The organism is Brevundimonas sp. SGAir0440 (assembly GCF_005484585.1).
In the GTDB taxonomy this organism is placed as follows: domain Bacteria; phylum Pseudomonadota; class Alphaproteobacteria; order Caulobacterales; family Caulobacteraceae; genus Brevundimonas.
In genome coordinates, this window is record NZ_CP039435.1 from 513,966 (window position 1) to 540,420 (window position 26,455).

A 26,455-nucleotide genomic window follows, 5' to 3' on the forward strand; every position below is an offset into this window, starting at 1 on the left:
GAATCGCCGGTTCGCGTCAACCGATGGTTAACTTCGTTTCGAGGGCCTCATGTCCGTCTCGCATCCTCTGTTGGTTTCCGCCCAAGACGGCGACGGCGCCATCCCGATCCGCTTCGTTCAGGCGGGCGGCGTGCTGGAGGGTGCGGCCCGCCGCTGGGGCGCCTTGCACGGGTTCGAAGGCAAGCCGGGCCAACTGTTGGTCGTGCCGGACGCGGACGGCGAGATCGGCCAAGTGGTCATTGGCGCGGGCGCGACCTTCGATCCGATGAGCGTACGGGGACTGTCAGCGCGGCTGCCGGGCGGCCTGTATCGGCTTGAGGTCGCGGCGCAGGACGCGGAACTGGCGACCCTGGCCTTCCTGCTGGGGGCCTATGTCTTCGACCGTTACAAGGCCCGGCCGGACCGGACGCCCGTGCAACTGGTCGCGCCGGACGGCGTGGATGTCGCCGAAATCTCTCGCATCGCCGCCGCCTGCGCCCTGGCGCGCGAAATGGTCGATACGCCCGCCGCCGACATGGGGCCGTTGCAGATCGAGACCATCGCCCGCGAGATCGCAGAGAGCGCGGGCGCCGAGATCACCGTCACCACCGGCGACGCCCTGCTGGAAGACAACTATCCGGCCGTCCACGCCGTCGGGCGCGCCGCCGCCCCGCACCGTGCGCCGCGCCTGATTGAGATCGGCTGGAAGCTGGACCGGACCGACCTGCCGCTGGTCGCCCTGGTCGGCAAGGGGGTGGTGTTCGACACCGGCGGTCTGGACCTGAAGCCCGCCGCCGGCATGCGCAATATGAAGAAGGATATGGGCGGCTCGGCCCATGCCCTGGCCCTGGGGCGTCTGGTGATGCAGGCCGACCTGCCGGTGCGGCTGGTGGTTATCGTCGCGGCGGTCGAGAACGCCGTGTCGGCCGACGCCTTCCGGCCCGGCGACATCCTGAACAGCCGCAAAGGTCTGACCATCGAGATCGGCAATACGGACGCCGAAGGCCGGCTGATCCTGGCTGACGCCCTGACACGGGCGGGCGAGCATCAACCCGATCTGACGCTGGACTTCGCCACCCTGACCGGCGCCGCGCGGATCGCCCTGGGGCCCGAGCTGCCGCCTCTTTATACAGACGACGAAGCCCTGGCCGCCGGGCTGCTTGCTGCGGCAAGTCAGGTGCGCGATCCCCTGTGGCGGATGCCGCTGTGGCCCGGCTATCGCGGCGCGCTGGACGCCGAGATCGCGGACCTGCGGAACGACCCGGCCGGCTGGGCCCAGGCCGGATCGGTGACGGCCGCCCTGTTCCTGCAGAAGTTCGCCCCGACCACAGGGGCCTGGGCGCACATGGACATCTTCGCCTGGAACCCCCGCGCCCGCCCCGGCTATCCGGAAGGCGGCGAGGCCCAGGCGCTGAGAGCCTGCTTCCAATATCTCAGAACGCGGTTCTGTTGATTTTCTTTCGCAAAAGCGTCTCGCGTTAACGGCCCCTAAGCCATCGGGGGATAAGGCTGTGGGTTCAGCAATGCGAGTTCACGTTGACCGACGTCCTCGACCCTCTTCCGCCCGGCGACCGCCTCGTTCGCCCTGACCTCGCCGAACAGGCTCTGGAAGGGCTGGTGCGCGCAGACGCCTATCGGGCGACCGAAGCCATGCATTGCCGCGTCGCCGTGGCGGACATTTTGTCGGACGTTGACGGTCGGATCGACCAGCTGCTGCACGGCGAGATTTTCGACGTTCTGGATCGGGCGAACGGCCGGGTCTGGGGCCGGGCGCGGCGCGACGGCGTCGTCGGCTGGGTCGTGCTGGACAGTCTGTCGGCCGGCGCGCCGTTGGCGACGCACTGGATCGCCGCCGTGGATGCCGCCCTGCCGCTGAACGCTCTGGTGGTCGAGGCAGCGGATGTGGCGGAGGCTGACCTGAAGCCGATCGGCGCATTCGAGGCGGATCTGGTCGCGGTGGCCGAGCGGTTGCTCGGGCGGCCGCATGAACTTGGCGCGCGGTCCTCGATCTCCACCGACTGTTCCGGCCTGGTGCAGCAGGCCCTGCTGGCCTGCGGCCTGCCCGGTCCACGCCGTTCGGACGCGCAGGCCCGGTTGGGTCGAGCCGCGTCTTCATCGGACCTTCAGCGCGGCGACATCGTCGTCTGGCTGGCGCCGAACGACGATCACGACTGGACGGGTCATTCGGCGCTGATGCTGGATGGCGAACGCATCATCCACGCGACAGGCGGCAAGGGCGTCGTGATCGAGACCCTGGCCGAGGTCGAGGCGCGTCTGGTCGCCGAGGGTTTCGCGACCGCCGTCTTCCGCCGGCTCTAGTCCCTTAAGGTCCGCATCGCGCCCAGCCGGGCGAAGGCCAGGGTCAGCGCCTTGCGGCGGGCGGGCGCCAAGCCGATCACCGGCGCGTCTCGCACGACCGCCCCGCCGAAACCGTCTGCAACGATCAGGCCCGGTTCGTCGGGCAGGATGGCTTGCGGAAACTCGGGCGCGACGGCGAAGAAGAAGGCGTCGCAGAATGGTCCGTACTCGTGCCATTTGCGGTCGACGCGATAGTCCTCGACGCTCGACTTGACCTCGCAGATGACGATGTCGCCCTTGCGCCCGATCGCCATGACATCGGCGCGGCGACCGTTGGGCAGGCAGACTTCCAAGAGCGGCGCATAGCCCATGTCCATCATCAGCCGCGCCGCGCCGCGCGTGACCGAAAGCGTGGTCTCGGGACGGCTGAAGACGAGTTCGAGATGGGCGACGGCGGACATGCCGATAGCTTATGTTCCGCCTACGTTCCTACCGCAAGCGGCGCCTTAGACGCCGGTGTGGACCAGGCGGCTGGTGCTGAAGCCCAGCGCTCGGACGCGGCTCAGAATGCGGTCGCGCTCAGCCTGCGTCGCATTCTGGTTGCGGTGCCAGATCCACCAGTTCGATTTGTCCGGCAGACCCATGATGGCCCAGCTGTAGTCCGGCGAATGGTCGTAGACCCAGTAGTTCTGGCCCGCCAGACCGCCGAAGCTAAGCAGGCCGGTCAGACTGAATCGGAACTTCGCATTGGTCGTGGTGTCGGTGACGCGGGCATTGGCGCGCAGCGTCTCGACCTTGCCATCGGCGCGCCGGGTGCAGGTGACGGTGATGGCGTAGCGGTCGGCCGCGCCCTGCGGCGTAAAGTCGATCTGCGCCCGGCTGCAGTCCTTCTGAACGTTGTTGTGATTGCGCTCGATCTCGAACCACCGGCCGTCAAAGCGGTTCAGGTCGACGTTCGACGCCTGGGCGAAGGCCAATGACGGCAGGGCGGCGACGGCGGCGACGGCGGCGATCAGGCTGGCGCGGAACATGGGTGTATCCTCGTTTGGTTTGGAAGGGATACGATGCGCCGACGCCTTCGGTTGTGATCAGCCCTTCAGGCGCGCCCGATTGATCGCCCATTCGTCGCGGGTCTGGCCCCACAGATCGATGGCGATGTCCTTGAGGGGTTCGGGCAGGAGGCCCGGCCCGCGATTGCGCGAACCCAACCGTGTCGCGACCGCCGCCGAGGGCAGGTTCTCGGGCGCGATGCAGTGGATCACGTCGTCCCACCCCAGCACGTCGAAGGCATAGTCCATCGTGGCTGCGGCCGCTTCGACTGCATAACCCTTGCCGGTGGCGTCGCGATGCAGGCTCCAGCCCACCTCGCGGCCGGGCCAGCCATAGGGGTGCAGCGGCCCGATGCGGCCGATCCACTGGCCCGTCTTCTTTTCCAGGATGGAGAACATCCCTTCGCCCGTCAGGGCCCACATGCCCGCGACGGTGCAGATCAGGCGCCAGACCTGGGGCGCGGGCTGGACCCCGCCGATGAAGCGGGCGGTCTCGGGATCGGCCATGAACTCAGCCCAGCGCGGAAAGTCCTCAACCGCCGGCGGACGCAGGATCAGCCGCTCCGTCTCCAGCGTCGGCCCCAAGGTCACATGGGGCGGCACGGCGTATGCGGCAGCGTTCACAGCAGATACTCCCGCTCCAGTTCGTAGTGGCTGCCGCTGTCGGTCAGGACGCTGGAATACAGGCCGAAGCGGTCGATGCGGATCGGCGGCGAATGCAACAGATTGTGCCCTGACACCCAGGCGCCGAGACGGTCGGGATTGGTCTGGGTTTTCAGATAGGCCAGGGTCACATGCGGTTTGTAGGCGCGCGCCTCCATGCCGATCCCGGCCCGTTCCCCCGCGGCCTTGCAGCGCCCGGCGAGAACCGACAGGCGCTCGTTGGGCGTTTCGACCCCAGCCCACAGCGTATGGCTGCGATGGTCGTCGCCGAAACAGCCGACGCCCTTCAGCGCGATCTCGAACGGACCGCCCGTCACGCGCGTCAGTTCCGACGCCAAATCGTCGGCGCGGCGTTCGTCGGTCTCGCCATAGAAGGCGAGCGTGACGTGCAGGGCGTCCAGCGGCCGCCACCGTGCGCCGGGCAGCCCTGATTGCCGTCGCTTGAGCGTCTCTGCGACGTCGGGCGGCAGGGTCAGGGCGGTGAACAGACGAAGCATGCGACCGAAAGTAGCGGCCGGAACACAAGGCTCCAAGTCCGGTTTTCCTTGCAGCGCGGGCCTCGGCTCACGATATTCAAAGCCTGTGACCGGAGAAGCCTCTCCGGCCAATCGGAGAAAGTTCGTCGCCATGAGCGATTTCAACAACGGCTACGCCCGTCCTCTGCCGCAGACGGCCGACATGTCGGTCGACGCCGGCCTGCGCAGCTTCATGCTGGGCGTCTACAACAAGCTGGCCCTTGGCCTCGTGGTCGCCGGCGCCCTGGCCTACGTCACCGGCAATGTTTACGAAGTGCAGCGCCTGCTGTTCGTCCAGACGGCGGACGGCCGGATCGGCCTGACGATCTTGGGAATGGTCGTCCAGTTTTCGCCGCTCGTGATGCTGTTCGGCTCGATGTTCTTCATGAAGAACCCGACGGCCAAGGGCGTGAACATGCTCTACTGGGCCGTGGTCGCCACGATCGGCGCGGGCTTGGGCGTCCTGTTCCTGCGTTACACGCAGGGTTCGTTGGCGTCCACCTTCTTCGTCACGGCGGCGGCCTTCGGCGGTCTTAGCCTGGTGGGCTACACGACCAAGAAGGACCTGACCGGCATGGGCACCTTCCTGATCATGGGCGTGATCGGCCTGATCATCGCCTCGATCGTGAACATGTTCCTGCAGTCCGGGACCTTCTACCTGATCATCTCGGGCCTGGGCGTGCTGATCTTCTCGGGTCTGATCGCCTACGACACCCAGCGTCTGAAGATGACCTACTACGCCCTGGGTGGCGACCAGAACGCGATGGGCGTGGCCACCGGCTTCGGCGCTCTGAGCCTGTTCATCAACTTCGTGAACCTGTTCCAATTCCTGCTGGCCTTCATGGGCGGCAACCGGAACTGAGATCAGTCGAAAGACGGATACGGAAAGGGCCCCTCGCGGGCCCTTTCTTTTTGCGCGCCGCTTGGTGATCCTGTGGGTGGGTTTGGGAGATGATCCGTGAAGGGATTTACGAAAGTCGTCGTCGCTCTGGCGGTTACAATGCCTCTGACGAGTTGCCTGACTTTAGCGGCCTATCAAAGAGCGGCCGAAGAGCGGGCGTCCGATCGTTTCGGTGAGCCCGGAGCGGCGGAGAAGACCTGGTTCGAAGCCGAGGGATTTCCTGTTTCCGGCACGCTCTCGCTGACCACGCACCTGACTCGTCCCGTTACTGGCGGTATGGGCTATGGTGCGAAGGAAACGCTGACCTGCGAGGGACGAGCCATCCGGTTGATTCCCGACACGCCTCGCAATCGCTGGCTGTTGTCGGAACGTCTTGGATGGCCTCTCAAGGCGGAAGGGGTTTGGCGCATAGGCTTTATGGCGCATTGGAATTGGCCGGAGTCGACGACCTTTATTCGAGAAGGAACGTGCGGCGCAGGCGGCGCCTTCCACTTCGATCAGGCACCCGATGGTCGCTACTTCGTCATGGCGAAGATTTCACAGCCAGCCTACGAAACGGCTGACGTGAACATGGTCTATGACGTCGTTCTCAAGCCGATCATCGTCGTCGGCGGACCTGCCCGTCCTCAGGTCGACGTCGTCTTGGACGGTGATTCCTGGCTATCGCCCGTCTTGCGGGAGCAGTGAGACGATCACTCGACCACCTGGAACTTGCGGCCATCGAAGACGCGCAGCACCTGGGCCAGGTCGCGGCCGCGTTTCAGGATCTGGCCGCCTTCGCCGATGACGGCCCACTGGCCCTGGCGGGTCTGGAGGGCGGGGCGCTTTTCGATGCGGTAGAGCGGGGCGTCGCCGCTGCGGCGAAAGACGGCGAACTCGGCGAAGTCCTTGTGTCCGACCATGGCGTAGTCGCGCCATTCGCCCTGCGCGACCATGCGTCCATAGACTCTGAGGATCGGGTCCAGTTCGCGACGGTCGAAGAAGACGGGGCCGGGCGCCGGCGTCGTGTCGTGAGGGTTCAGGCTCATGGTTTCAACTTAGGCCGCTGGAGGCCCGATGCCAGAGGCGGCCAGGAAATCGACGCAGACACGAAATGGCCCCGTTTCGGTCCTTCGCCCGCCCGTATGCGCAACGAAATATCGATCATCGGCTCGTCGGAGTTCGGAAGCGTCCCGGATCCTGAACAGCCCCCCCAGCCCCCCTGGATGTTTCCAGTTTACGGGCTCCGGCGGCCGATGCTTCCTCCAAGCGAGCGCCCGCCCTGCCTTTCCCCTCCCCCTCCCCGGCAAGGCGGGCGTTTCGCTGTCTGGAGCCCGCCAGACAGCGCCACGTCGGCGTCTGACCCCGCCTTAGAGCGATAGGGTCAGGTTCAGGGTCTCTCCGTTTCTGAGCACGGTCGCCTCAACCGATCCCGAGGCGCCCTGCAGGGCGGTCGCGGCCGCGCGAGCGTCGGCGACGGGCGCGCCGGCGATGGCGGTGATCACATCGCCGGCCGTCAGTTCGGCCTGGGCGGGGGGCGAGCCGGCAGCGACGGCCGTGACCTGGGCGCCGCCGTCCTGGTCTCGCAGGGTCGCCCCATAGGCCAGTACAGACTGTGCGCCGACGATCACGGGCTGATCAGCAGGCGTCTCGACCGCCAGCGACGTGGTCGCCTCGCGGCCGCCGCGCAGATAGGAGACGCTAAGGTCCGAGCCCGGCGCGGCGATGCCGATGGTGGCGTTGACCGAGCCGGCGTTGGCGACGGGGCGGCCCTGGATGCGGGTGATGACGTCGTTGTGGCGCAGGCCGGCGCGTTCGGCGGGCGATCCCGGCGCGACATCGGCGACGACGGCCCCGCGCACAATGCCCAGATGCAGGTCGCGCGCTCGCTCGGCGTTCAGCGAGCCGAAGATGGCGCCGGTCGCGCCGCGCTTGACCTCGCCGTTCTTCTTCAACTGATCGGCGACGTAGAGCATGATCCGCGTCGGCACGGCGAAGGCGATGCCGTCGTTGCCGCCGCCCAGACCGCCTGAGAGGATCGAGGTGTTGATGCCGATCAGCCGGCCCCGGCTGTCCAGCAGCGGCCCGCCGGAGTTGCCCGAGTTCACGGCCGCGTCGGTCTGGATATAGTCCTCGACCGCGTCGCCTAGCCCTGAGCGGTTCAGGCCCGAGATGACGCCCATGGTCAGGGTCTGGTCCAGACCCAGCGGATAGCCGACCGCAAAGGCCAGATCGCCGGTGCGCAGGGTGTCGGAATCCACCGTCTGGACCTGTTTCAGGTTCAGCGGCCGACCGTCGGGCGTGATGCGCAGCACGGCGATGTCGGTCGCCTTGTCCGCCCCCACCAGCACAGCGTCGAACAGCCGGCCGTCCGTCAGATCGACGGTGAACTTTCGCCCGCCCTCGACAACGTGATTGTTGGTGATCACCAACCCCTCGGCCGCATCGACGATGACGCCGGAGCCGGAGGCATAGGGTTTGGGATCGGCCGCGTCCGAACTGGGGCCACGCGACTGGCCCAGGGTCGTGACCTGAACCACCGCCGGAAGCGAGCCCTCCAGCCCCGACGAGAAGCTGAAGACCCCGCGCCGGGCGTCATAGGGCAGGCCTGCCGCGCCCGATTGCGCCAGCGCCGGCGTCGCTGAGGCCAGCAGGGCCAGGGCGGCGGCCATGGAGGAGGCGGGCGAAAGGCGGATCGGCATGGGCATTTCCTTGATCGAACGCCGACCCTAGACCGAGTTTTCGCTTCTGACGATGGGGCGAACGGCCGGAATGAACAGATCGCGAGAGGGGTTGCGTCCGGCTCCGTCAGACGTGACCATAGGTGCGTCGAAGCAGGGAACACGCGCCATGAGCCAGACGATGATCGACCGGCCTCGTTCAGGCTCCACTCCCTTCGCCCGGCTGTTCCGCGATCATCCCCGCGAAGTGGGCGAGACCTATTTCGAACATATGGCCGCCTCGGCCGGCTTCGGCTTCAAGCTGCTGGGTCTGGCGGGCGCCGCCTTTGCTCACGCGATCGTGCCGGGCGTGCACAAGGCCACCGTCTCGACCGCGATCCGCAGCATGGCCAAGGACATGGGCGGTCGGGCCGAGGAGGCGCGCGAGACCCGGATGCGCGACGCCGGCGTCTGGGACGTGGGCCTCTAGGGCGGTCGAATCCGCCCCGGCCATGCAATCGCCGGGATCCGTGCTATATAGGCCGGCTCAACCTCACGCAGGATCGCCGCCTTGAGCATCACGCTCGATCTTTCGCGCGTCTCTAACGCGCCCGCCGTCAAGGCGCCCGTCAACCTCAGCGGTCTGACGCGCGCCGGCCTGCGCCAGGCCCTGATCGACGCGAACGTCTGTCCGCCCGAGAAGGCCAAGATGCGCGCCAGCCAGGTCTGGAGCTGGATCCACCACTATGGCGTGACCGAGTTTTCGGCCATGAGCAATGTCGCCAAGGACATGCAGGCCAAGCTGGCCGAGCACTTCACCCTGGCCCGCCCCGAGGTCGTCGAGCGCCAGGTGTCCAAGGACGGTACGCGCAAATGGCTGATCCGCACCGCGCCGGGCATCGAGATCGAGACGGTCTACATCCCCGACGTGGGCCGGGCCGGCGCCCTGTGCGTGTCCAGCCAGGTCGGCTGCACCCTGAACTGCACCTTCTGCCACACCGGCACGCAGAAGCTGGTGCGCAATCTGACCGCCGCCGAGATCGTGGCCCAGGTCCAGGTGGCGCGCGACGATCTGGAGGAATGGCCGTCGCCCAAGGAAGATCGGCGCCTGTCCAACATCGTCTTCATGGGCATGGGCGAGCCGCTCTACAATCTGGACCACGTCGCCGACGCCATCGACATCATCTCGGACAATGAGGGCATCGCCCTGTCGCGCCGTCGGATCACGGTCTCGACCTCGGGCGTGGTGCCGCAGCTTCAGGCCTTGGGCGACCGGACGGCGGCCATGCTGGCCATCAGCCTGCACGCCACCAACGACGCCCTGCGCGACGTGCTGGTGCCGCTGAACAAGAAGTATCCGCTGGACCAGCTGATGGCGGCGATCCGGGCCTATCCGGGCCTGTCGAACGCGCGGCGGGTGACGTTCGAATACGTCATGCTGAAGGGCGTCAACGACAGCCCGGAAGAGGCGCGGGCGCTGCTGAAGCTGATCGAGGGCATTCCAGCCAAGATCAATCTGATCCCGTTCAACCCGTGGCCTGGCGTCGAGTATGAATGCTCGGACTGGAAGACGATCGAGCGCTTCGCCGCCATCCTGAACAAGGCCGGCTACGCCTCGCCCATCCGCACCCCCCGCGGCCGCGACATCCTGGCCGCCTGCGGCCAGTTGAAGTCCGAAAGCGAGAAGGTCAGGGCGTCGGCGCTCCGGAAAGCGGAACAGGCGGCGGCCTGATCCTCGTGTCCTCTCTTGATGAGAGGGCACAACCTTTGGATACATATTGTCACGCAGTGTGTCCCCGGCGCGCTTGCGGATTGGGGCGACAATCGGGCAAGGCGTCTGGGCATGGACCCCTCCTTGTCGAACGTCCTTTCCAGCGCCGAGGTGCAGGCTTTCGCCTCGGGCTTCCCGGTCATGGTGATGCACCTGATCGTGACCCTGCTGCTGCTTGCGGCGGGGGCGACGGTCTATGCCCTGCTGACGCCGTGGAAGGAGGTCGCCCTGATCCGTCAGGGCAATGTCGCCGCCGCCATCGCCTTCGCGGGCATTCTGGTGGGGTTGGCGGTGCCGCTGGCGGTGTCGCTGGCGGTGTCGACCTCGGTGCGCGACATCGCCATCTGGGGCGTGGCGACCGTGGTGCTGCAGCTTCTGGCCTTCCGGGTCGTGGACCTGTTGCTGACGGGCCTGCCGGAGCGGATCCGCCACGGCGAGATTTCGGCGGCTGTGGTGCTGCTGGGCGCCAAGCTGGCGACGGCCGTCATCCTGTCCGCCGCGCTGACCGGCTGATTGGCCGGAGCGATGCAGTTTCCCCGCCTGCCGGACTGGGCCATCTACTCAGCGGTGGCGGCCGTGTTTCTGGCGGTGTCCCTGGGGCGACGCGAGAACGCCGATGCGCCGCCGGTCGCGCAGGCCGACGCCGATGTGGCCGAGGGCGCGCTGTTGGGCCCCATCACCCCCTTTGACGCCGCCGTAACCGTCGATGCGGGCGAGGCGCCGTTCAAGCCGTCGTCAGGCACGGCCTTCTCCATCGCAGGAAGGGGGCGCTGGGTGACGGCGCGCCATGTCGTCGAGGGGTGCCGCAAACCGGCGTTGGTGGTCGGCGAGGGACGAGCGGTCGCGGCCGACGTCCGTCTGGCGCCGCGCGCCGACGTCGCCTTGCTGATCACCGACGGCGGTCCCGCCGCGCTGCCGGTCGCGGTCGAGGCGCCGCTGCGCAAGGGCCAGCGCGCCTTCCATCCGGGCTTTCCTCAGGGGCGTCCCGGCGAGGTGACGTCACGCCTGCTGGGGCGCGAGACCTTGAAGGTCTTCGGGCGCGGCGCGCGCGACGAGCCGGTGCTGTCCTGGGCAGAGGTCGGGCGCACCAACGGGCTTGAGGGCACACTGTCGGGCCTGTCCGGCGCGCCGGCCCTGGATGCGCAGGGCCGCGTCGTGGGCGTCACCATCGCCGAGGCGCCGAGGCGGGGAAGGATCTATACGACGGCGCCCGAAACCTTCGGGCCGGCCATCCGCGGCGAACAGACGCCAGCCGACGACGCGCGCGGTCAGACCATCACGACCGAGGATTACGGCCAGGTGTCCAACCGCCTGAGACGCGACCTGCGCGTGGCCCAGGTTGTGTGTCTGTCGGTCTAGCGGGCGGAAATTGCACGCGGCGAAAAAGGTGCAACGGCGTGCAATTCGGCGCGAAGAGGCGGAAATCTCAGGGATAAATCTGCGCGCGAATTGAACGCGTGCAATTGTCGAGGCCGGTCGGACCCGACCTTGAGAGTCAAGGACTCGGCGTGGGGATCGCGATGTCAAAGATCGGGGATGGATCATATCCCCGTTCGACGCCTGTATGGGTGATTGTCGACGGCGGCCCGAAAGTCCCTGAAAAGAGACGACTTCGGTTCTGAAAATAGGACGGTTGGCGGCCGATCCCCCTCCTTCGCCGCAAGGGAAGGAGGGGGCTTGCCGATCCGGCCTTACTTCAGCGATCCGCTGTTCAGGTTCAGGGCGCCGGCCTCGATGACTTCGAGGTTGGGGTGTTTGGCGCGCAGATCGTCCAGGAACTTCGAGCCGTCGCCGACGATGACCAGGCTGGCGCGGTTGACCGGCAGGTGTTCGGCGAAGGCGGCCTCGACCTGTTCCGGCGTGACGGCGCGGACCCGGCCGGCGTAGTCGGCCAGATCGCTCATCGGCAGATCATAGAGCGCCAGGTTGGCGACCAAAGCGCCCAGGCCGTCCACCGTCTCCAGCGAACGGCCGAAGCCGCCGATCAGGGTGGCGCGACGCGGGGCCAGATCGGCCTGGGTCGGGGTCTCGGTTCCCAGCTTGGCGATCTCGGCCAGGATCAGATCGGCGACCTCGTCGGCGGTCTCGTTCTTGGTCTGGGTCGAGGCGGTGAACAGGCCCGCATCCGCCCGTGCGCCCAGCGACGACGAGGCGCCGTAGGACAGACCGCGCTTGATGCGGATTTCCTGGTTCAGGCGCGACGAGAAGCCGCCGCCCAGCAGGGTGTTGCCGACCGTCAGCGGGAAGAAGTCCGCATCGGTGCGCGACACGCCGCGAACGGCGGCGACGACCGCGGCCTGACCGGCGCCGGGCTGGTTCACCACGACGATGCGCGGCGCCAGGGGCTGGCCGGCCGGATTGGTCGCAGCGGCCGGGGCCGCGCCAGCCGGGCGCCAGTCGCCGAACGCCTGTTGCGCCAGGGCGCGGGCGGCGGCCGGCGTGATGTCGCCCGAGAAGACCAGGGTCGCGTCCGACGGCCGGTAGCGGGCGGCGTGGAAGGCGGCGACGTCGGCCGCCGTGATGGCCGGGACCGTCTGCTGGGTGATCGTTGCGCCATAGGGGGCGTCGCCGTAGATGACGCGGCCGACCGTCATGCCGGCGATGGACGCCGGCTGGCTGAGGGCGACGCGCAGGCCGTCCAGGGTCTGGGCCTGCTGACGTTCAAGCTCTTCGCCGGCAAAGGTCGGGTTCTTCACCAAATCCGCCATTAGTGCGACGGTCGCCGGGAAGGCGTTCGACGGCGCGTTGGCGTAGACGTTGGAGAAGTCGACCCCGGCCGATGCGCCCACGCTGGCGCCCAGCTGTTCGATCTGGGTGGCGATCTCGGGCGCGGTCCTGGTCTTGGTGCCCTGGGTCAGAAGCGCGGCGGTCATGGCGGCGACGCCGGCCTTGCCCGTCGGATCATCGGACGAACCGGCGTCGAAGCTGAGGCGGGCCGAGACCAGCGGCACGCCGTCGGTCGGGGCGACCAGGACGCGCAGGCCGTTATCCAGGCGGAAGTCGGCGACGGTCGGCGTCACGGGCGCGACCTCGGCGCCCGGCTGGGGCAGGGGCTTGCGCTCCGCCTCGGGCAGCAGGACGGCGGGCGGCCCGGCGGGGGCCAGGTCGGCGACCTTCACGGGGGCGTCCACGTTCATCTTCTGGACCGAGGCGGGATTCTGGTCGTCGGCGGCCAGGAAGGTGATCGTCGACTGGCGCTGCGGCGTCAGATATTTGCGGGCGACGCGCTGAATGTCGGCGACGGTGACGGCCTGGATCTGGGCGACCTCTTCGTCGGCTGCGGCGGCCGAGCCGGTGTTGATCAGCGAGAAGCCCAGGGCGGTCGCGCGGTCGTCGACCGTTTCGCGGCTGCGCAGCGTATTGGCGACGATCTCGTTCTTGGCCTCGGCCAGTTCAGCGGCGCTGACAGGCGTGTCGCGCAGCTTGGCGATCTCTTCGTTCAGGGCGGCGATGCCTTCCTCGGCCGTATGGCCTTGGGCCATAATGGCCAGGGCGGACAGATTGCCGGCCTGCTGCGAGAAGTCGGGCGTCGAGCCGATCTGGGCTGCGATCTGCTTGTCATAGACTAGCGAGCGGTACAGGCGGCTGGACTCGCCGGTGGACAGGATGCCGTCCAGAACGGTCAGGGCGGCGCGGTCGGCGTCGGCGTATTTCACCGTCGGCCAGGCGACGACGGCGGCCGGCAGCGGCACGTTCGGCGCATAGTAGGTGACGTTGCGCGGACCCGTCGGCTCGGGCTCGACGACATTATTGGTCGGGATCGGCGTGGTCGGATTCTTCAGCGGGCCGAAATACTGATCGACCCAGCGGTCCAGTTGAGCCTGGTCGAAGTTGCCGGCCACGATCAGATAGGCGGCGTCAGGACGATAGTAGGTGGCGTGGAAGCGGCGAACGTCCTCCAGCGACGAGGCCTCCAGCTCCTCGATCGAGCCGATGCCCGGACGGCGATAGGGGCTGTCCTGATAGATCGTCTCGGGCACGAACAGGCCGAACAGGCGGCCGTAGGGGTTGGCCAGGATCCGCTGACGGTATTCCTCCTTCACCACGTCGCGCTCGGCGACGAAGGTCGGCTCGTCCACGACCAGCGAACCCATGCGGTCGGCCTCGGCGAACAGCATCCGCTCCAGATGGTTGGCGGGCACGGTCTCGAAATAGGCGGTGGTGTCGTCGGCGGTGAAGGCGTTGTTGGAGCCGCCCACGTCCTCGGTCAGCCGGTCGAAGGTCTCGGGCGGCAGGTTGGTGGTCGACTTGAACATCAGGTGTTCGAACAGGTGGGCGAAGCCCGAACGGCCGGCCGGGTCATCCTTGGAGCCGACCTTGTACCAGACCTGGACCGTGACGTTCGAGGTGTCGGCGTCACGCGCCGAATAGACCTCCAGCCCGTTCGCCAGAACGCGTTTGGTGAAGCCCAGCGGGGGCACGGTCACGCCCTGCGGCGCCTGCCCCGTCGATTGAGCGGCGGCAGCGGCGGGCGCGGCGCCCTGTGCGAAGGCGGGGGCGGCGAGGCCGAGGAGGAGGGCCGAGGCGGCGGCTGTGGCGATCAGGCGGGATTTCATGAGAGGCTCCGAAGCCCGGAACGCCGGGCGCCGGGACCGTATCAGCGATTGGGCGTCTTGCACCTTACCGAGATGTAATGAACCGGATTAGGCGCGGGTCGTTGATGGACAAACCCCCGACGGCGCTCTATTCGCCAATAGGTCGCATCCCAGCGACCACCCAAGCCGAGGACGCGTGCCGAGACGAGCGAAAGCGACTTCTGTCTCCGACGAAAAGATCGCGGTCTGGGCCTTCGTCCTGCAAAATATGGTTACTCCGCCCGCCGTTCTCTACGGTAGCTGGGCGGCCGCCGGACTGATCCTGGCGGCCCTTGGGCAGCCGTGGGTGGGGCTGGGGTTCGCCCTCGTCGGCATGGCGTTCGACGTATGGGCGCAAGGGCGGGTCAAGCGATACCAGAAGACCGAGGCGCCCGTCGCGGGCTGGCCCCCGCTGCTGATGGCCATCGTGGCGATCCGGTTCGCCCTGGGGGTGTCCGGGCCGCTGATCGCCTGGCTGATGAACCCTCGCGCCGATGTGATGCTGGTGGTGGTGTTGATCCAGATCTGGTCGATCGGCGTGGCCTTCGTTCAGTTCAGCGCGGCGCCTCGGCTATTGGCGCTGGCGGCGGCGCCGATCTGCGCGACCGTGCTGGTCGTGATCTATCCCTTGCTAATCGGGCCGCACGGTCTGGCGGTGGCGGCGGCCTTCGTGATGCTGGCGACGATCCTGTTCATCATCTCGCGCGCGACCCACGCCCTGTGGTGCGACCTGTTCGCGGCGGATCAGCGCAACAAGGCGTTGCTGATGGACGTGCAGGCGGCGCATGAGGCGGCCGTGCTGGACCGCGACGCCGCCCGATGCGCGCGTCAGGAGGCGGACGAGGCCAATGCCGCCAAGTCCCGCTTCCTGGCCAATATGAGCCATGAGATTCGCACCCCTCTGAATGGCGTCATCGGCATGGCGCAGATCATGGCGGGCGACGCGCTGGAGGATCGGCAGAAGGCGCGACTGGAGATCCTGGACCGGTCGGCCCACACCCTGCTGGACCTGATCAACCAGATTCTGGACCTGTCGCGGATCGAGGAGGGGCGGCTGGAGATCGTGCCGCAGTCCATCGATGCGGACGCCCTGGTCCACGAGGTCACAGAGACTCTGAGGCCCTTGGCCGAAAGCAAGGGCCTGGCCTTCCACGTCGTGTCGCCGGGCCTGGGCTGGGTCAGCGCCGATCCGGTCCGGATGCGCCAAATCCTGTTCAACCTGCTGTCCAACGCCATCAAGTTCACGGCCGAGGGGCAGGTGGCGCTGGAGGTCGCGCTGACCGACGCCGGGGCGGTGTTCCGCGTGTCGGACACGGGGCGGGGCATACCGGCGGACCAGATCGGTCAACTCTTCACGCGCTTCGCCCAGATCGAGGCGGCGGCCGTCGACCGGCGCGACGGGGCCGGGCTGGGCCTTTCGATCGTGGCGACCCTGGTGGAGATGATGGGCGGCCGGATCGTGGTGGAGAGCGAGGCGGGCGAAGGGGCGACCTTCGTCGTCACGCTGCCGCTGACGCCAGCGCAGCCCGTACAGGCCGGCGAGGATGCGCCGGACGCCGAGCCGGAGCGGGCGCTGCGGGTGCTGGTCGCCGAGGACCACCCGGTCAATCAGCAGGTGATCCGAGGCCTTCTGGGCCAAGTCGGGATCGAGGTCGAGATTGTCGATGATGGTCTTCAGGCGGTCGAAGCGACGCAAACGCGCGACTGGGACCTGATCCTGATGGATGTGCAGATGCCGAACATGGATGGTCCGACGGCGACCCGGACGATCCGGCAGCGTGAGACCGACCAGGGGCTGGTGCGCACGCCGATCATCGCCCTGACGGCCAATGCGATGGTGGAGCAGGTCGAGAGCTATCTGGCGGCGGGCATGGATGCCGTGGTCAGCAAGCCTGTCGACCTGAAGGTGCTGCTGACCACCATTTCCGAAGTGATGTCCGCCAAGATCTAGTCGCGGAAGACCTGGACGCCGATCTCGCCGGCGGGCGTCAGCCAGGCGTGTTTCATGCCCTGGCTGTTGAAGGGGGCGGCGATGTTTCCGGCGGCGTCCAGGGCGATCATGCCGCCATCGCCGCCCATCTGGCCGATCTCGTCGATGACGGCCTGGGTCGCCTCGGCCAGCGACTGACCGGCGGCGACGCGCCAGGCGACCTGGGCGGAGGCGGCGACGCGGATGAAATATTCGCCCTGGCCGGTGCAGGAGGTCGCGGCGTGGGCGTCGGCCCAGGTTCCGGCGGCGGGGATCGGCGTGTCGCCCACGCGGCCCGGCATCTTGCCGAAGACGCCTGCGGTCGAGGTGGCGGCGGCGAGACGGCCCTGGCTGTCCAGCACGCAGGCGCCGACAGTGCCGTGGCTGAGCGTGCCGGGTGGATGGTTGTCCTCGCCCTTGCCCGCGCCGGTGAACCAGGCGGCCTCGTCAGCGATGGGCTCCAGCCCCTGGTCGTGGGCGAACAGGCCAGCGCCTTCGCCCGCCAGCATGATATGCGGCGTCTTCTCCATCACTGCGCGCGCGGCGACGACGGGATTGCGGAAGCCCTGGAGTGCGGCGACGGCGCCGGCGCGTTTCGTCGATCCGTCCATGATGCTGGCGTCCAGCTCATAGGCGCCGGCGAGATTGGGCGAGGCGCCCTTGCCCGCGACATAGAGGCCCGAATCCTCCAGCATGACGACGGCGGCGACAGCCACATCCAAGGCGCTGTCGCCCGCGTCCAGCCGGACCTTCATGGCCTCGACCACCTCGCGCATGTGCACGATCTCGGCGTCGTAGTTGCGTTCGCGCCGGGCGCCGGCGCCGCCGTGGAGGATGAGGGCGGTCATGTCGTCTTCCTGAGCCTTGTCCTTATCGCCTCTTTCAAACGGGCGTGGCGCTCTTTAGCGTCGCGATGAAGGCCGCGCCATGACGGTCGCAACCCAATTACGAAACGGCCTCAAGTAGCGCGAAGCGCGGTAGGCCCAAGGAGGAATGATGCGCGCTGTTCTGTCCAAAACGCCTGGCGGCCCCGAAACCCTGGTCGTGGAAGACGTGCTCGACCCGACGCCCAAGGCGGGCGAGGTGATCATCGAGGTCAAGGCGGTGGGGATCAACTATCCCGACACCCTGATCATCGAGGACAAATACCAGTTCCGGCCCGAGCGGCCCTTCTCGCCGGGCGCTGAGGTCGCCGGCGTGGTCGAAGCGGTGGGCGAAGGGGTCAAGGGCGTGCGCAAGGGCGACCGGGTCATCGCCGTGCCGGGCTGGGGCGGGCTGGTCGAACGGCTGGCGGTGCGGGCCGAGACGGTCATCCCCATCCCCGACGCCATGAGCTTCGAGGAGGCGGCGGCCCTGATCATGACCTACGGCACCAGCTACTATGCGCTGAAGGACCGGGCGCAGCTGAAGGCGGGCGAAACCCTCTTGGTGCTGGGTGCGGCCGGGGGCGTCGGCGCCGCCGCCGTCGAACTGGGCAAGGCTATGGGGGCCAAGGTGGTCGCCGCCGCCTCGACCAACGACAAGGTCGAGTTCGCGCTTGAACTGGGCGCCGATAACGGACTGATTTATCCGTCGGGCCCGATGGACAAGGCCGCGCAGAAGGCGTTGTCCGGCGAGTTCAAGCTGGCCACCGGCCGCGACGGCGCGGACGTCGTTTATGACGCGGTCGGCGGCGACTATGCCGATCCGGCGTTGCGGGCCATGGACTGGAACGGGCGTTATCTGGTGGTCGGCTTTCCGGCGGGCATTCCGTCCCTGCCGCTGAACCTGACGCTGCTGAAGTCGGTGTCGGTGATCGGCGTCTTCTGGGGCGCGGCGGTGATGCGCAATCCCAAGGCCCACGCCGCCAACATGACCGATCTGATGCAGATGTACGCCGAGGGCAAGATCAGGCCGCGGGTCTCAAAGACCTTCCCGCTGGAAAAGGCCAGCGAAGCGATCAAGGCCCTGGGCGACCGTCAGGCGCTGGGCAAGATCGTGGTGACGGTCGAGAGCTAAGTTATTTCGCCTTCAGCCGCTGCACCGCGTCCTCGGCCTGGTCGCGGTGGCGGCGTTTGATGTTGGCGCCGACCAGGGCCAGCAGGGCGGTGATGACGGCGGCGTCGTCGGTATAGCCGATGCCCGCGAAGATATCGGGAATGGCGTCCACCGGCATGACGAAATAGGCCAGGCCCGCGAAGATCATGCCCTTGGCCGCCATCGGCGTCTGCGGATCGCGCGCGGCGTACCAGGCGGCCAGGGCCTGGTCCGCAAAGGGGATGCGGGCGGCCGTGCGCTGGATCTTGGGCCAGAAGCCCTTGGTCACGCGGGCCTCGTTGATCTTCACCACCGACGGCACGAGCGCCTTTTTCGGGTCCAGGACATCCGACGGATCGGCGGGTTTGGCTTTGGCGGTCATGGCCGCTAAATCCTCAATCGAAACTCAGGTTCACGACAATATAGGAACGATCAGGATGAAACTCGACAACACCATCGCCGCAGTGGTCACCGGCGGCGCCTCGGGCCTGGGCGAAGGCACCGCGCGCGCCATCGCGGCGACGGGGGCCAAGGTCGCCCTGTTCGACCTGAACGCCGAAAAGGGCGAGGCCATCGCGGCCGAGATCGGCGGCGTCTTCTGCCAGGTGGACGTGACCGACGACGCCTCGGTCGCCGCCGCCTTCGAAAAGGCCCGCGCCGCCCATGGACAGGAACGTCTGACCGTCAACTGCGCCGGCATCGCCACGGGCCAGAAGACCGTCTCGCGCAAGAAGGACACCGGCGAGATCAAAGCCCACGACATAGCCCAGTTCGAGCGCACCGTGCGGGTCAACCTGTTCGGCACCTTCCGCGTCCTGTCGCAGTCGGCGGCGGGCATGGTGACCCTGGAGCCCATGGCGGACGGCGAGCGCGGCCTGATCGTCAACACCGCCTCCGTCGCGGCTCAGGACGGCCAGATCGGCCAGGCGGCCTATTCGGCGTCCAAGGGCGGCGTCTATGCCATGACCCTGCCGATCGCGCGCGATCTGGCTCAGGAAGGGGTGCGCTGCAACACCATCCTGCCCGGCATCATGTGGACGCCGATGATGGCCGGCATGGACCAGAAGATCCAGGACGCCCTGGCCGCCGCCATCCCCTTCCCCAGCCGCCTGGGCACGCCGGCCGACTATGCTTCGCTGGTGCTAGAGCTGGCGCGAAACGTCTACATCAACGGCGAATGCATCCGTCTGGACGGCGGGATTCGTCTGGCGCCGCGCTGACGCGCGAAAGGGCGCTACGCTCGCGACGCGGTCGCTCGCTGCTTGAGCGCAAAAGCGCTTAGGCGGCGAGCAGCAAAGCGTTTCAGCGGCGACCGTAAAGGCAAATATCGGGCTCAAGCAGCGCGAACCGCGATAGCCCGAAAAAACCTCTTGCAGGACCGATCAACCCTCCGCTATACGCCCCCTCCTCGACGGGGAGCGCACCTAGCTCCTACGGAGTGCGGGCGTAGCTCAGTGGTAGAGCACAACCTTGCCAAGGTTGGGGTCGAGAGTTCGAATCTCTTCGCCCGCTCCAAGTCGAGACGAGTAAAATCAGGGGCCTGTCGGTTGCGGCAGGCCCCGATTTTTTATCCGCTGCCTGAGATATTTTCAGATCAGCCCGGCGATGAGCGTCAGCACGCCCAGACCGATCGACAGCGGCGCGCGCAGCACGAGCCAGCCCTCTGGCGTCAGACCGGCCGCCTTCAGCTTCAGATCGACCAGGACGCTGGCGGCGATGAAGACGCCCAGCACGACCAGCGACACGGCCGGATCGGAGCCCGCCGCCCAGACGACGCTGGTCGCCAGCGCGAGAAGCGAGGGCGCCACAGAGGCGATCCAGACCCATTTGGGCGCCTTCAGGCCCGTCGCAGCCGCCAGTCCCCACCAGACGCCGCCAAGGAAGCTGAAGATCAGGGCGGCGTAGGCGTAGGCCAGGCCGAGGGCGGCGGTCTGCTGGTCCGCGTCGCCTGCAACAAGGACGGCGACCGCCGCCGCCTGGGGCAGCAGGCCGGCGAAACCCAGGATGCGGGCGAGCGGCGGCAAGCGATGTCGGCCGGTGGGTTCAATCGTCATCGGACACCTGTCGAGGCGGGTTGCGATCCAGACTGTAGAGGACGCCCGTATAGGATGGCGAGCCCGTTCGCCGTCGCCGAGAGCCTTCGACCGTCATGACACCCTTGCTCGTCTGGTATGATGGCGGCTGTCCCCTGTGCCGACGCGAGATCGCCCTGATGCGTCGGCTGGATCGACGCGGCGCGATCCGATTCGTCGATGTGTCGGACGGTCAGACAAGCTGCCCGCTGGATCGCGAGACGCTGCTGGCGCGATTCCACGCAACGGAGAATGGAAAACTGCTGTCGGGCGCGGCGGCGTTCGCGGCGATGTGGCGGGCCATACCGCTGTTGCGCCCGATAGGCCTGGCCGCACGCATCCCCTGGGTCCTTGCGGCGTTGGAGAGGGCGTACCGGGTATTTCTGCGCCTGCGTCCTCGACTTCAGTCTCTCGCTCGCTAATGGGCCCGGTGATGGAAATAACGCATGTCCGTGCTTAGGCTGGTGCTGGGCGATCAGTTGTCGGACGACCTGTCGGCGCTGAAGGATCTGAACCCGGACGTCGACACGGTTCTGATGGCCGAGGTTCGCGACGAGGCGACCTATGTCCGGCATCACAAGCAGAAGCTGGCCCTGGTCTTCGCCGCCATGCGCAATCACGCCGAGCGGCTGAAGGGGCGGGGCGTCAATGTGCGCTATGTGCGCATCGACGACGCGGACAACAGCGGGTCAATCACCGGCGAACTGGCCCGGGCGCTGGACGACGGCGCTTATGAAACGGTGGTGATGACCGAATGCGGCGAGTGGCGGCTGGCCGAGCATCTGGCCGCCTTTGCGGAAGGGGCGGGGTTGCCGGTCGAGATTCGCGAGGATCGCCGCTTCATCAGCAGCCACGACCGTTTTCGCCGCTGGGTCTCGGGCAAGTCGCAGCTGCGCATGGAGTTCTTCTATCGCGAGATGCGCCGCGCGACGGGCATACTGATGGACAGCGATCAGCCGGAGGGCGGGCGCTGGAACTATGACGCCGAGAACCGCAAGAAGCTGGCCAAGGGCGTGACGCCGCCCAATCGCCTGCGCATCCGGCCCAACGCCGTGGCGCGCGAGGCGATGGCGGATGTCGAGCGACTGTTCGGCGACCATTTCGGATCGCTGGACGGATTCGGCTGGGCCACGACGGCGGAGGAGGCGGAAGCCTCGCTGAAGCATTTCCTGAAGGACGTCCTGCCGTCGTTCGGGGACTGGCAGGACGCGATGGCGGAGGGGCAGCCGTGGATGTGGCATGGGCTGATCTCGACCTCGATCAACCTGGGCCTGCTGGATCCTCTGGACGTCTGCAAGCGCGCCGAGGCGGTGTATCGGGCGGGCAAGGCCCCGCTGAACGCGGTCGAAGGCTTCATCCGGCAAATCCTGGGATGGCGCGAGTTCGTGCGCGGCATCTACTGGCTGAAGGCGCCGGAGTATCGGGCGCGCAACTTCCTGGATGCGGACCGAAAGCTGCCCTGGTTCTACTGGTCCGGTGAGACCGACATGGCCTGTGTCGCCGACGTGGTGAAGACCACGCGCGACAACGCCTACGCCCACCATATCCAGCGGCTGATGGTGACGGGTAATCTGGCCTTGCTGCTGGGCGTGCATCCCGATCAGGTCGACGACTGGTACATGTGTGTCTATGCCGACGCCTATGAATGGGTCGAGATGCCCAATACGCGCGGCATGGCCCTGTTCGCCGATGGCGGCATCGTAGGGTCCAAGCCCTATGCAGCCTCGGGGGCCTATATCGACCGGATGAGCGACTACTGCGGGGCGTGTCGCTATGACGTGAAGAGCAAGAGCGGCGATGCCGCCTGCCCGTTCAACCGGCTGTACTGGGGCTTTCTGGAGCGCAATCGCGGCCGGCTGCGGGACAATGTGCGGCTGGCCATGCCCTACCGCACGCTGGAGAAGTTCGGGGAAGCCAAGCGCAAGGCCCTGGCGGCCGAGGCGGAAACATGCCGGACTCAGCTAGGCGCGACGCCGATCGATTGATGGTGGAACCTCAGGCCCAGCGCGACCATTTGCCTTGCTGTTTCGTCCTGCTCGAAGAGGCCGCCCCCGTGATCCTGCCCCGCCGCTCCGCCCTTGTCCTGGCCGCCGCCGTCGCGGCCTCGGCCCTGTCCGCCTGCGCCTATAACGAAGCCCTGGGCCGTAATCAGCTGCTTCTGGTGGACAACGCCGCCCTGTCCCAGCAATCGACCGCGGCCTGGCGAGAGGCTATCGCCAAGCCAGGCGTGATGACGACCGGCGCCCAGGTCGACCGGATCCGGCGCGTCGGCGACCGTCTGGTCCAGGCGGCGGGTCTGGGCGGTCGGACCTGGGACTATGCGGTGTTCACGGAGGCCAGCCCCAACGCCTTCGTTCTACCGTCCGGCCAGATCGGCGTGACGACCAGCCTGTTGGCCCTGGTTCAGAACGACGACCAGCTGGCCAGCGTGATCGGTCACGAAATCGGGCACGTCGTCGCCAACCATGCGGCCGAGCGCGCCTCGAACCAGACGGTGACCAGCGTCGGTCTGGCGGCTGTCGGCGGGGCGGCGGGTCGTTATGGAGATGCGGTCAACGCCTATGGCGGTCTGGCTGCCCAATACGGGCTTCTGCTGCCCTATTCGCGGCGCGACGAGCTGGAGGCCGACCGTCTGGGCGTGGACTATATGGCCGGGGCTGGTTTCAAGCCGTCGCAGGCGGTGGCGCTATGGCGACTGATGGCGGCTCAGCGTCAGACCCAGACGCCGCAGTTCGCCTCGACCCACCCGTCGGACGCGACCCGGATCGAGGCGTTGCAGCAGTATATCGCCAGCCGCGGCTGGAACTGATCAGACCCGGATGTCGAGGTAGGAGCCGGGGCGCATGATCCGCGGCTCCTCGCGCCGGGCCGGGGCGGGGGGCGCCTCGACCGGCCGGGCCGGGTTGGCGGTTCGGATCGTGGACATGACGGCGGCGGCCGGGACCGGCGGCTTGGGCGTCGCAGTCTGCTCCACCGCATTCTGATTCAGGGCGGCGCGGAAGAAGGCCGCCTGGGCGCTGCGGGCGCTCGGCAGATCAAGGCCCTGGGCGGGCGTGTTCAGCGGCAGGCCGGGACGAATCGCGCTCATGCCGACATGGTTAACGCAAACCCTCGAAAAAGGGTTAACGCCGCCTCACCGCTTTGTCGGCGCCGGACGGGGCGGGGCCTGCATGGAGGCGACCAGTCGGTCGATGTCGGCGTCGTTCAGCAAGGGGCCGGACTGTTTGGCGGTGATGCGCCCCATGGCGTCGACGGCGAAGGTCTCGGGCACGCCGGAGAGGCCGAGGTCGAGGCCCGCACGACCCTCGCGGTCCACCAGCACCATCGAATAGGGATCGCCCAGTTCGTCGAGGAAGGCGCGAGTGGCGACCGGCTCGTCCTTGTAGGCGATGCCGACCACGGCGACGCCGCGCGCCTTCAGAGCCAGCAGCTTGGGATGTTCGATCCGGCACGGCGCGCACCAGGAGGCGAACACATTGACCAGCATGGGCCGACCGACGCCGGCGGTCTTCAGGTCCAGATTGCCCGGGCCCGCTTGGTCGCCAGACAGCAGGGGCAGGACCGTCTCGGGGATCGTCTGGCCGACCAGGGCGTCGGGCTTGAACGCCGGGTCGCGCTTCAGCGACCAGCCGACGAACAGGGCCGCCAGCGCCGCGAGGACCGCCAGCGGGATCAGGGCCAGCCAGCGGTTCATTTTCGTTGTCCTAACGCGCTTCGCGCTGCTTGAGGACGGTTGGAATCCGCCGCTTCTGACGAGAGAGCTTGGTCTGCTTCCAGCCGTGTCAGTTCGCGCTTCCATTTGCGGGAGGCGACGACGGCGCGGATGGTCAGGACGATCAGCACCAGGGCGCTGACGCCCCAGGCGGGCCAGACGAAGGCGGCGTAGGGGGTCATGTCGAGGTCGAGCATGGCGTCAGGCCTCCTGAGCCAGACGGGCGCGCAGGGTCGTGACGCGGCGGCGGCGGATTTCGGTGCGGATGGCGGTCAACCACAGGGCCGCGAACAGCACGCCGTAGGCCGCCAGCATGGTCAGGAAGGGCGGCAGATAGACGGGGTCCAGCCCCGACGATCCGGGGGTCAGGAAGCTGGCGGGCTGGTGCAGGGTGTTCCACCAGTCGACCGAGAATTTCACGATCGGCAGGTTGATCAGACCGACCAGACCCAGGACGGCGGCGGCGCGCCCGGCCTTCTGCTCGTCGTCGATCGAGGCTCTCAGCGCCATATAGCCGAGGTAGAAGAGAAACAGCACCAGCACGCTGGTCAGGCGCGCGTCCCACACCCACCAGGTCCCCCACATCGGCTGGCCCCACAGCGAGCCGGTGAACAGGGCCAGGGCCGTGAAGGCGGCGCCCGGCAGGGCGGCGGCGCGGGCGGCGGCGTCGGCCAGGGCGTGACGGAAGACCAGCGCAAAAAAGCTGGATACGCCCAGCGCGGCATAGGCGCCCAGGCCCAGGGTGGCGGCAGGCACATGGACGAACATGATCCGCACCGTGTCGCCCTGCTGATAATCGGCCGGAACGGTGAAGCTGAGCCAGGCGCCGACGGCCAGCAGCACGGCGGCGAGCCCCCACAGAACGGGCGTCAACGGGCCGGTGAAGGCCATGAAGCGCTGCGGATTGGACAGGCCAAACATCGGTTCAGCGCTTACGCGGCGAAGGGGCGGCGGGCAAGCTCACCCTTGCGCGTTGCGAACGGCGGCGGCCCCGGCGAAGGGCGCGACGACGGCGGCGAACAGGACGTAGGCGCACAGCAAGGCCAACGCCGGGCCGACCGGCTGGCCCGATCCAGCGCGCTCCAGGGCGCCGGCGCCGAAGACGACCGGCGGAATGAACAGCGGCAGGACGACGACGGCGATCAGCAGCCCGCCACGCTTGGCGCCCAGCGCGAGAGCGGCGCCCAGCGCTCCGGTGAAGGCGAAGCCCGCGCCGCCGATCAGGGCCGTCAGGGCGACCAGCGGCGTCAGCGACGCGGGCAGGCCAAGCGCCAGGGCGGCGACGGGGGCGGTCAGGGCGAGCGGCAGACCGACGGCGATCCACTGGGCCAAGGCCTTGATCAGGACGACCTGCTCCAGCGCCAGATGGCCGAGGGCCAGCAGATCCAGCGCCCCGTCCTCCATGTCACGCTCGAACAGCCGCTCCAGCGACAGCAGGGACGCCAGGGCGAGCGCCAACCACGCGACGCCGCCGGCGACAGGGCCGAGCGTGCGCGGATCGCCGCCGGCCGCCAGCGGCAGTATGGCGGTCAGACAGGCGAAGAAGCCGCAGGCCAGCAACGGGCCGCCGCCCCCGCCCCAGGCCAGATCCAGCTCGCGCTCCAGCAGCACGCGCGTCGCGCCGCGCAGGCCAGGCGGACGGGGTTCCTGATCGACATCGCGGCGGCTCACTTGAGCGCCCCCAGATCGAGAGCGCGGGTCGGCAGCGGCAGGGGGTCGTGGACGGCGGCGACGATCAGGCCGTCGGCGTCCAGATGACGCTGCATCTGCTCGGCGAAGGCTTCGCGCCAGCGCGTGTCCAGCGGCGCCATCGGCTCGTCCAGCAGCCACAGGGCGCGCGGCGATCCGACCAGCCGGCCCATGGCCAGGCGACGGCGCTGACCGGCCGAAAGACGCCGGACCTCCAGGTCCAGCAGCGGCTTCAGGCCGAAGGCCTCGACGGCGTGGTCGACGCCGTACTGGGTGTGGCCCAACCAATCGCACTGAAACCCCAGCTCCTCGCGCGCGGTTCGGCCGCCCTTCAGCCCTTCCAGATGGCCGAGAAAATGGGTTTCGCGTCCACGCGCCTGTCGTTCGTCCAGCCGATTGCCGTCGCCGTCCTTAAAGGCGACCGTCCCGGCGTCTGGCCGCAACAGGCCCGCGATCGCACGCAGCAGGCTGGTCTTGCCCGCCCCGTTTGCGCCCGTCAGGGCCAGCACCTCGCCGGCGCGCAAGGTCAGGTCCAGGCCGTCGAACAATAGCCGCTCGCCGCGCGAGACGGTCAGGCCGGAGAGGGCGAGGGTGTGGATCATCGCGTT

Annotated in this window: 30 protein-coding genes and 1 tRNA gene; 15 read left to right on the forward strand and 16 right to left on the reverse strand. The window is 67.9% G+C overall.

Annotated features, from left to right (window positions below; translation table 11 throughout):
* Positions 1-49: 49 nt before the first annotated feature.
* Both E7T10_RS02410 and E7T10_RS02415 read left to right on the forward strand, forming a co-directional pair.
* The gene (locus E7T10_RS02410) at positions 50-1,432 is read left to right on the forward strand and encodes a M17 family metallopeptidase (protein WP_137720569.1); all 1,383 of its coding nucleotides are present in this window, start codon (positions 50-52) and stop codon (positions 1,430-1,432) included.
* A gap of 83 nt (positions 1,433-1,515) precedes the next feature.
* Positions 1,516-2,298 carry a C40 family peptidase gene (locus E7T10_RS02415; RefSeq protein ID WP_137720570.1) on the forward strand — a complete coding sequence of 261 codons (783 nt, stop codon included), beginning with the start codon at positions 1,516-1,518 and terminating at the stop codon, positions 2,296-2,298.
* On the opposite strand, the gene mmcB is transcribed toward E7T10_RS02415, so the two are convergent.
* From mmcB to thpR, 4 genes are read right to left on the reverse strand one after another with little or no spacing between them, the layout of a single operon-like run.
* Positions 2,295-2,738: a DNA repair putative endonuclease MmcB gene (gene mmcB, locus E7T10_RS02420; RefSeq protein ID WP_137720571.1), complete on the reverse strand. Its 444-nt coding sequence runs from the start codon at positions 2,736-2,738 to the stop codon at positions 2,295-2,297. The genes E7T10_RS02415 and mmcB overlap by 4 nt on opposite strands.
* Positions 2,739-2,783: 45 nt before the next feature.
* Positions 2,784-3,308: a lipocalin family protein gene (locus E7T10_RS02425; RefSeq protein ID WP_137720572.1), complete on the reverse strand. Its 525-nt coding sequence runs from the start codon at positions 3,306-3,308 to the stop codon at positions 2,784-2,786.
* Positions 3,309-3,365: 57 nt separating this feature from the next.
* Positions 3,366-3,950, reverse strand: coding sequence for a GNAT family N-acetyltransferase (locus E7T10_RS02430; protein WP_137720573.1), 585 nt, complete (start codon positions 3,948-3,950; stop codon positions 3,366-3,368).
* Positions 3,947-4,486, reverse strand: a complete 540-nt coding sequence (thpR, locus tag E7T10_RS02435; RefSeq protein ID WP_137720574.1) for an RNA 2',3'-cyclic phosphodiesterase — start codon at positions 4,484-4,486, stop codon at positions 3,947-3,949. The genes E7T10_RS02430 and thpR overlap by 4 nt, the downstream gene beginning before the upstream one ends.
* 130 nt (positions 4,487-4,616) lie before the next feature.
* On the opposite strand from thpR, the gene E7T10_RS02440 reads away from it, so the two are divergent.
* Positions 4,617-5,366 (forward strand): Bax inhibitor-1/YccA family protein, encoded by a 750-nt coding sequence (locus tag E7T10_RS02440; protein WP_137720575.1) that lies wholly within the window; start codon positions 4,617-4,619, stop codon positions 5,364-5,366.
* Between the two features lie 96 nt (positions 5,367-5,462).
* Positions 5,463-6,092 carry a hypothetical protein gene (locus tag E7T10_RS02445; protein ID WP_137720576.1) on the forward strand — a complete coding sequence of 210 codons (630 nt, stop codon included), beginning with the start codon at positions 5,463-5,465 and terminating at the stop codon, positions 6,090-6,092.
* 5 nt (positions 6,093-6,097) lie between these two features.
* Here the strand turns inward: E7T10_RS02445 and E7T10_RS02450 are convergent, their stop codons facing one another.
* Together E7T10_RS02450 and E7T10_RS02455 are read right to left on the reverse strand one after the other, a co-directional pair.
* Complete coding sequence (locus tag E7T10_RS02450) at positions 6,098-6,433, reverse strand: DUF2794 domain-containing protein (protein WP_055807234.1); 336 nt, start codon at positions 6,431-6,433, stop codon at positions 6,098-6,100.
* Positions 6,434-6,754: 321 nt separating this feature from the next.
* The gene (locus tag E7T10_RS02455; RefSeq protein WP_210416138.1) at positions 6,755-8,086 is read right to left on the reverse strand and encodes a trypsin-like peptidase domain-containing protein; all 1,332 of its coding nucleotides are present in this window, start codon (positions 8,084-8,086) and stop codon (positions 6,755-6,757) included.
* Between the two features lie 148 nt (positions 8,087-8,234).
* Here E7T10_RS02455 and E7T10_RS02460 point away from each other — a divergent pair, with 148 nt between their 5' ends.
* The 4 genes from E7T10_RS02460 (at position 8,235) to E7T10_RS02475 (ending at position 11,174) form a co-directional block, all read left to right on the forward strand.
* Positions 8,235-8,534 carry a DUF6356 family protein gene (locus tag E7T10_RS02460; protein WP_137720578.1) on the forward strand — a complete coding sequence of 100 codons (300 nt, stop codon included), beginning with the start codon at positions 8,235-8,237 and terminating at the stop codon, positions 8,532-8,534.
* Positions 8,535-8,615: 81 nt separating this feature from the next.
* Positions 8,616-9,776 carry a 23S rRNA (adenine(2503)-C(2))-methyltransferase RlmN gene (gene rlmN, locus E7T10_RS02465; RefSeq protein WP_066553234.1) on the forward strand — a complete coding sequence of 387 codons (1,161 nt, stop codon included), beginning with the start codon at positions 8,616-8,618 and terminating at the stop codon, positions 9,774-9,776.
* A 111-nt stretch (positions 9,777-9,887) separates the two neighbouring features.
* Positions 9,888-10,328, forward strand: a complete 441-nt coding sequence (locus tag E7T10_RS02470) for a DUF350 domain-containing protein (RefSeq protein WP_091751531.1) — start codon at positions 9,888-9,890, stop codon at positions 10,326-10,328.
* 12 nt (positions 10,329-10,340) lie between these two features.
* Positions 10,341-11,174, forward strand: coding sequence for a serine protease (locus tag E7T10_RS02475; RefSeq protein ID WP_137720579.1), 834 nt, complete (start codon positions 10,341-10,343; stop codon positions 11,172-11,174).
* A 332-nt stretch (positions 11,175-11,506) separates the two neighbouring features.
* Here E7T10_RS02475 and E7T10_RS02480 read toward each other — a convergent pair whose 3' ends face one another.
* Entirely contained in the window at positions 11,507-14,371 is a 2,865-nt protein-coding gene (locus E7T10_RS02480) for a pitrilysin family protein (protein WP_137720580.1), read from the reverse strand.
* Between the two features lie 247 nt (positions 14,372-14,618).
* Between E7T10_RS02480 and E7T10_RS02485 the strand changes: the two genes are divergently transcribed.
* A complete protein-coding gene (locus tag E7T10_RS02485; RefSeq protein ID WP_137720581.1) occupies positions 14,619-16,340 on the forward strand; it encodes an ATP-binding protein in 1,722 nt (573 codons plus the stop codon).
* Here the strand turns inward: E7T10_RS02485 and E7T10_RS02490 are convergent.
* Entirely contained in the window at positions 16,337-17,206 is an 870-nt protein-coding gene (locus E7T10_RS02490; protein WP_137720582.1) for an isoaspartyl peptidase/L-asparaginase family protein, read from the reverse strand. The genes E7T10_RS02485 and E7T10_RS02490 overlap by 4 nt on opposite strands.
* A 148-nt stretch (positions 17,207-17,354) precedes the next feature.
* On the opposite strand from E7T10_RS02490, the gene E7T10_RS02495 reads away from it, so the two are divergent.
* Positions 17,355-18,356 carry an NADPH:quinone oxidoreductase family protein gene (locus E7T10_RS02495; RefSeq protein ID WP_137720583.1) on the forward strand — a complete coding sequence of 334 codons (1,002 nt, stop codon included), beginning with the start codon at positions 17,355-17,357 and terminating at the stop codon, positions 18,354-18,356.
* Position 18,357: 1 nt separating this feature from the next.
* On the opposite strand, the gene E7T10_RS02500 is transcribed toward E7T10_RS02495, so the two are convergent.
* Positions 18,358-18,756, reverse strand: a complete 399-nt coding sequence (locus E7T10_RS02500; RefSeq protein ID WP_045809996.1) for a YkvA family protein — start codon at positions 18,754-18,756, stop codon at positions 18,358-18,360.
* A gap of 55 nt (positions 18,757-18,811) precedes the next feature.
* Between E7T10_RS02500 and E7T10_RS02505 the strand changes: the two genes are divergently transcribed.
* Positions 18,812-19,594: an SDR family oxidoreductase gene (locus tag E7T10_RS02505; protein ID WP_137720584.1), complete on the forward strand. Its 783-nt coding sequence runs from the start codon at positions 18,812-18,814 to the stop codon at positions 19,592-19,594.
* Between the two features lie 220 nt (positions 19,595-19,814).
* A tRNA-Gly gene (locus E7T10_RS02510) sits at positions 19,815-19,889 on the forward strand.
* A 74-nt stretch (positions 19,890-19,963) separates the two neighbouring features.
* Here the strand turns inward: E7T10_RS02510 and E7T10_RS02515 are convergent.
* Positions 19,964-20,428 carry a DUF3429 domain-containing protein gene (locus E7T10_RS02515; RefSeq protein ID WP_137720585.1) on the reverse strand — a complete coding sequence of 155 codons (465 nt, stop codon included), beginning with the start codon at positions 20,426-20,428 and terminating at the stop codon, positions 19,964-19,966.
* 95 nt (positions 20,429-20,523) lie between these two features.
* Between E7T10_RS02515 and E7T10_RS02520 the strand changes: the two genes are divergently transcribed.
* Genes E7T10_RS02520 through E7T10_RS02530 form a run of 3 tightly spaced genes read left to right on the forward strand, consistent with a single transcriptional unit; the run spans position 20,524 to position 23,255 of the window.
* A complete protein-coding gene (locus E7T10_RS02520) occupies positions 20,524-20,868 on the forward strand; it encodes a thiol-disulfide oxidoreductase DCC family protein (protein WP_137720586.1) in 345 nt (114 codons plus the stop codon).
* A 24-nt stretch (positions 20,869-20,892) separates the two neighbouring features.
* A complete protein-coding gene (locus E7T10_RS02525; RefSeq protein ID WP_137720587.1) occupies positions 20,893-22,431 on the forward strand; it encodes a cryptochrome/photolyase family protein in 1,539 nt (512 codons plus the stop codon).
* Positions 22,431-23,255, forward strand: coding sequence for a M48 family metallopeptidase (locus E7T10_RS02530; RefSeq protein ID WP_246846081.1), 825 nt, complete (start codon positions 22,431-22,433; stop codon positions 23,253-23,255). Before E7T10_RS02525 ends, E7T10_RS02530 begins: the two co-directional genes overlap by 1 nt.
* Here the strand turns inward: E7T10_RS02530 and E7T10_RS02535 are convergent, their stop codons facing one another.
* Genes E7T10_RS02535 through ccmA form a run of 6 tightly spaced genes read right to left on the reverse strand, consistent with a single transcriptional unit; the run spans position 23,256 to position 26,449 of the window.
* Positions 23,256-23,534 carry a hypothetical protein gene (locus tag E7T10_RS02535; RefSeq protein ID WP_137720588.1) on the reverse strand — a complete coding sequence of 93 codons (279 nt, stop codon included), beginning with the start codon at positions 23,532-23,534 and terminating at the stop codon, positions 23,256-23,258.
* 45 nt (positions 23,535-23,579) lie between these two features.
* Positions 23,580-24,140, reverse strand: a complete 561-nt coding sequence (locus E7T10_RS02540; protein WP_137720589.1) for a DsbE family thiol:disulfide interchange protein — start codon at positions 24,138-24,140, stop codon at positions 23,580-23,582.
* Entirely contained in the window at positions 24,137-24,355 is a 219-nt protein-coding gene (ccmD, locus tag E7T10_RS02545) for a heme exporter protein CcmD (RefSeq protein ID WP_137720590.1), read from the reverse strand. Before ccmD ends, E7T10_RS02540 begins: the two co-directional genes overlap by 4 nt.
* Positions 24,356-24,359: 4 nt before the next feature.
* Entirely contained in the window at positions 24,360-25,079 is a 720-nt protein-coding gene (locus E7T10_RS02550; protein WP_137720591.1) for a heme ABC transporter permease, read from the reverse strand.
* Between the two features lie 39 nt (positions 25,080-25,118).
* Complete coding sequence (gene ccmB, locus E7T10_RS02555) at positions 25,119-25,829, reverse strand: heme exporter protein CcmB (RefSeq protein WP_137720592.1); 711 nt, start codon at positions 25,827-25,829, stop codon at positions 25,119-25,121.
* Positions 25,826-26,449 carry a heme ABC exporter ATP-binding protein CcmA gene (gene ccmA / locus E7T10_RS02560; RefSeq protein ID WP_137720593.1) on the reverse strand — a complete coding sequence of 208 codons (624 nt, stop codon included), beginning with the start codon at positions 26,447-26,449 and terminating at the stop codon, positions 25,826-25,828. The genes ccmB and ccmA overlap by 4 nt, the downstream gene beginning before the upstream one ends.
* Between the last annotated feature and the right edge of the window lie 6 nt (positions 26,450-26,455).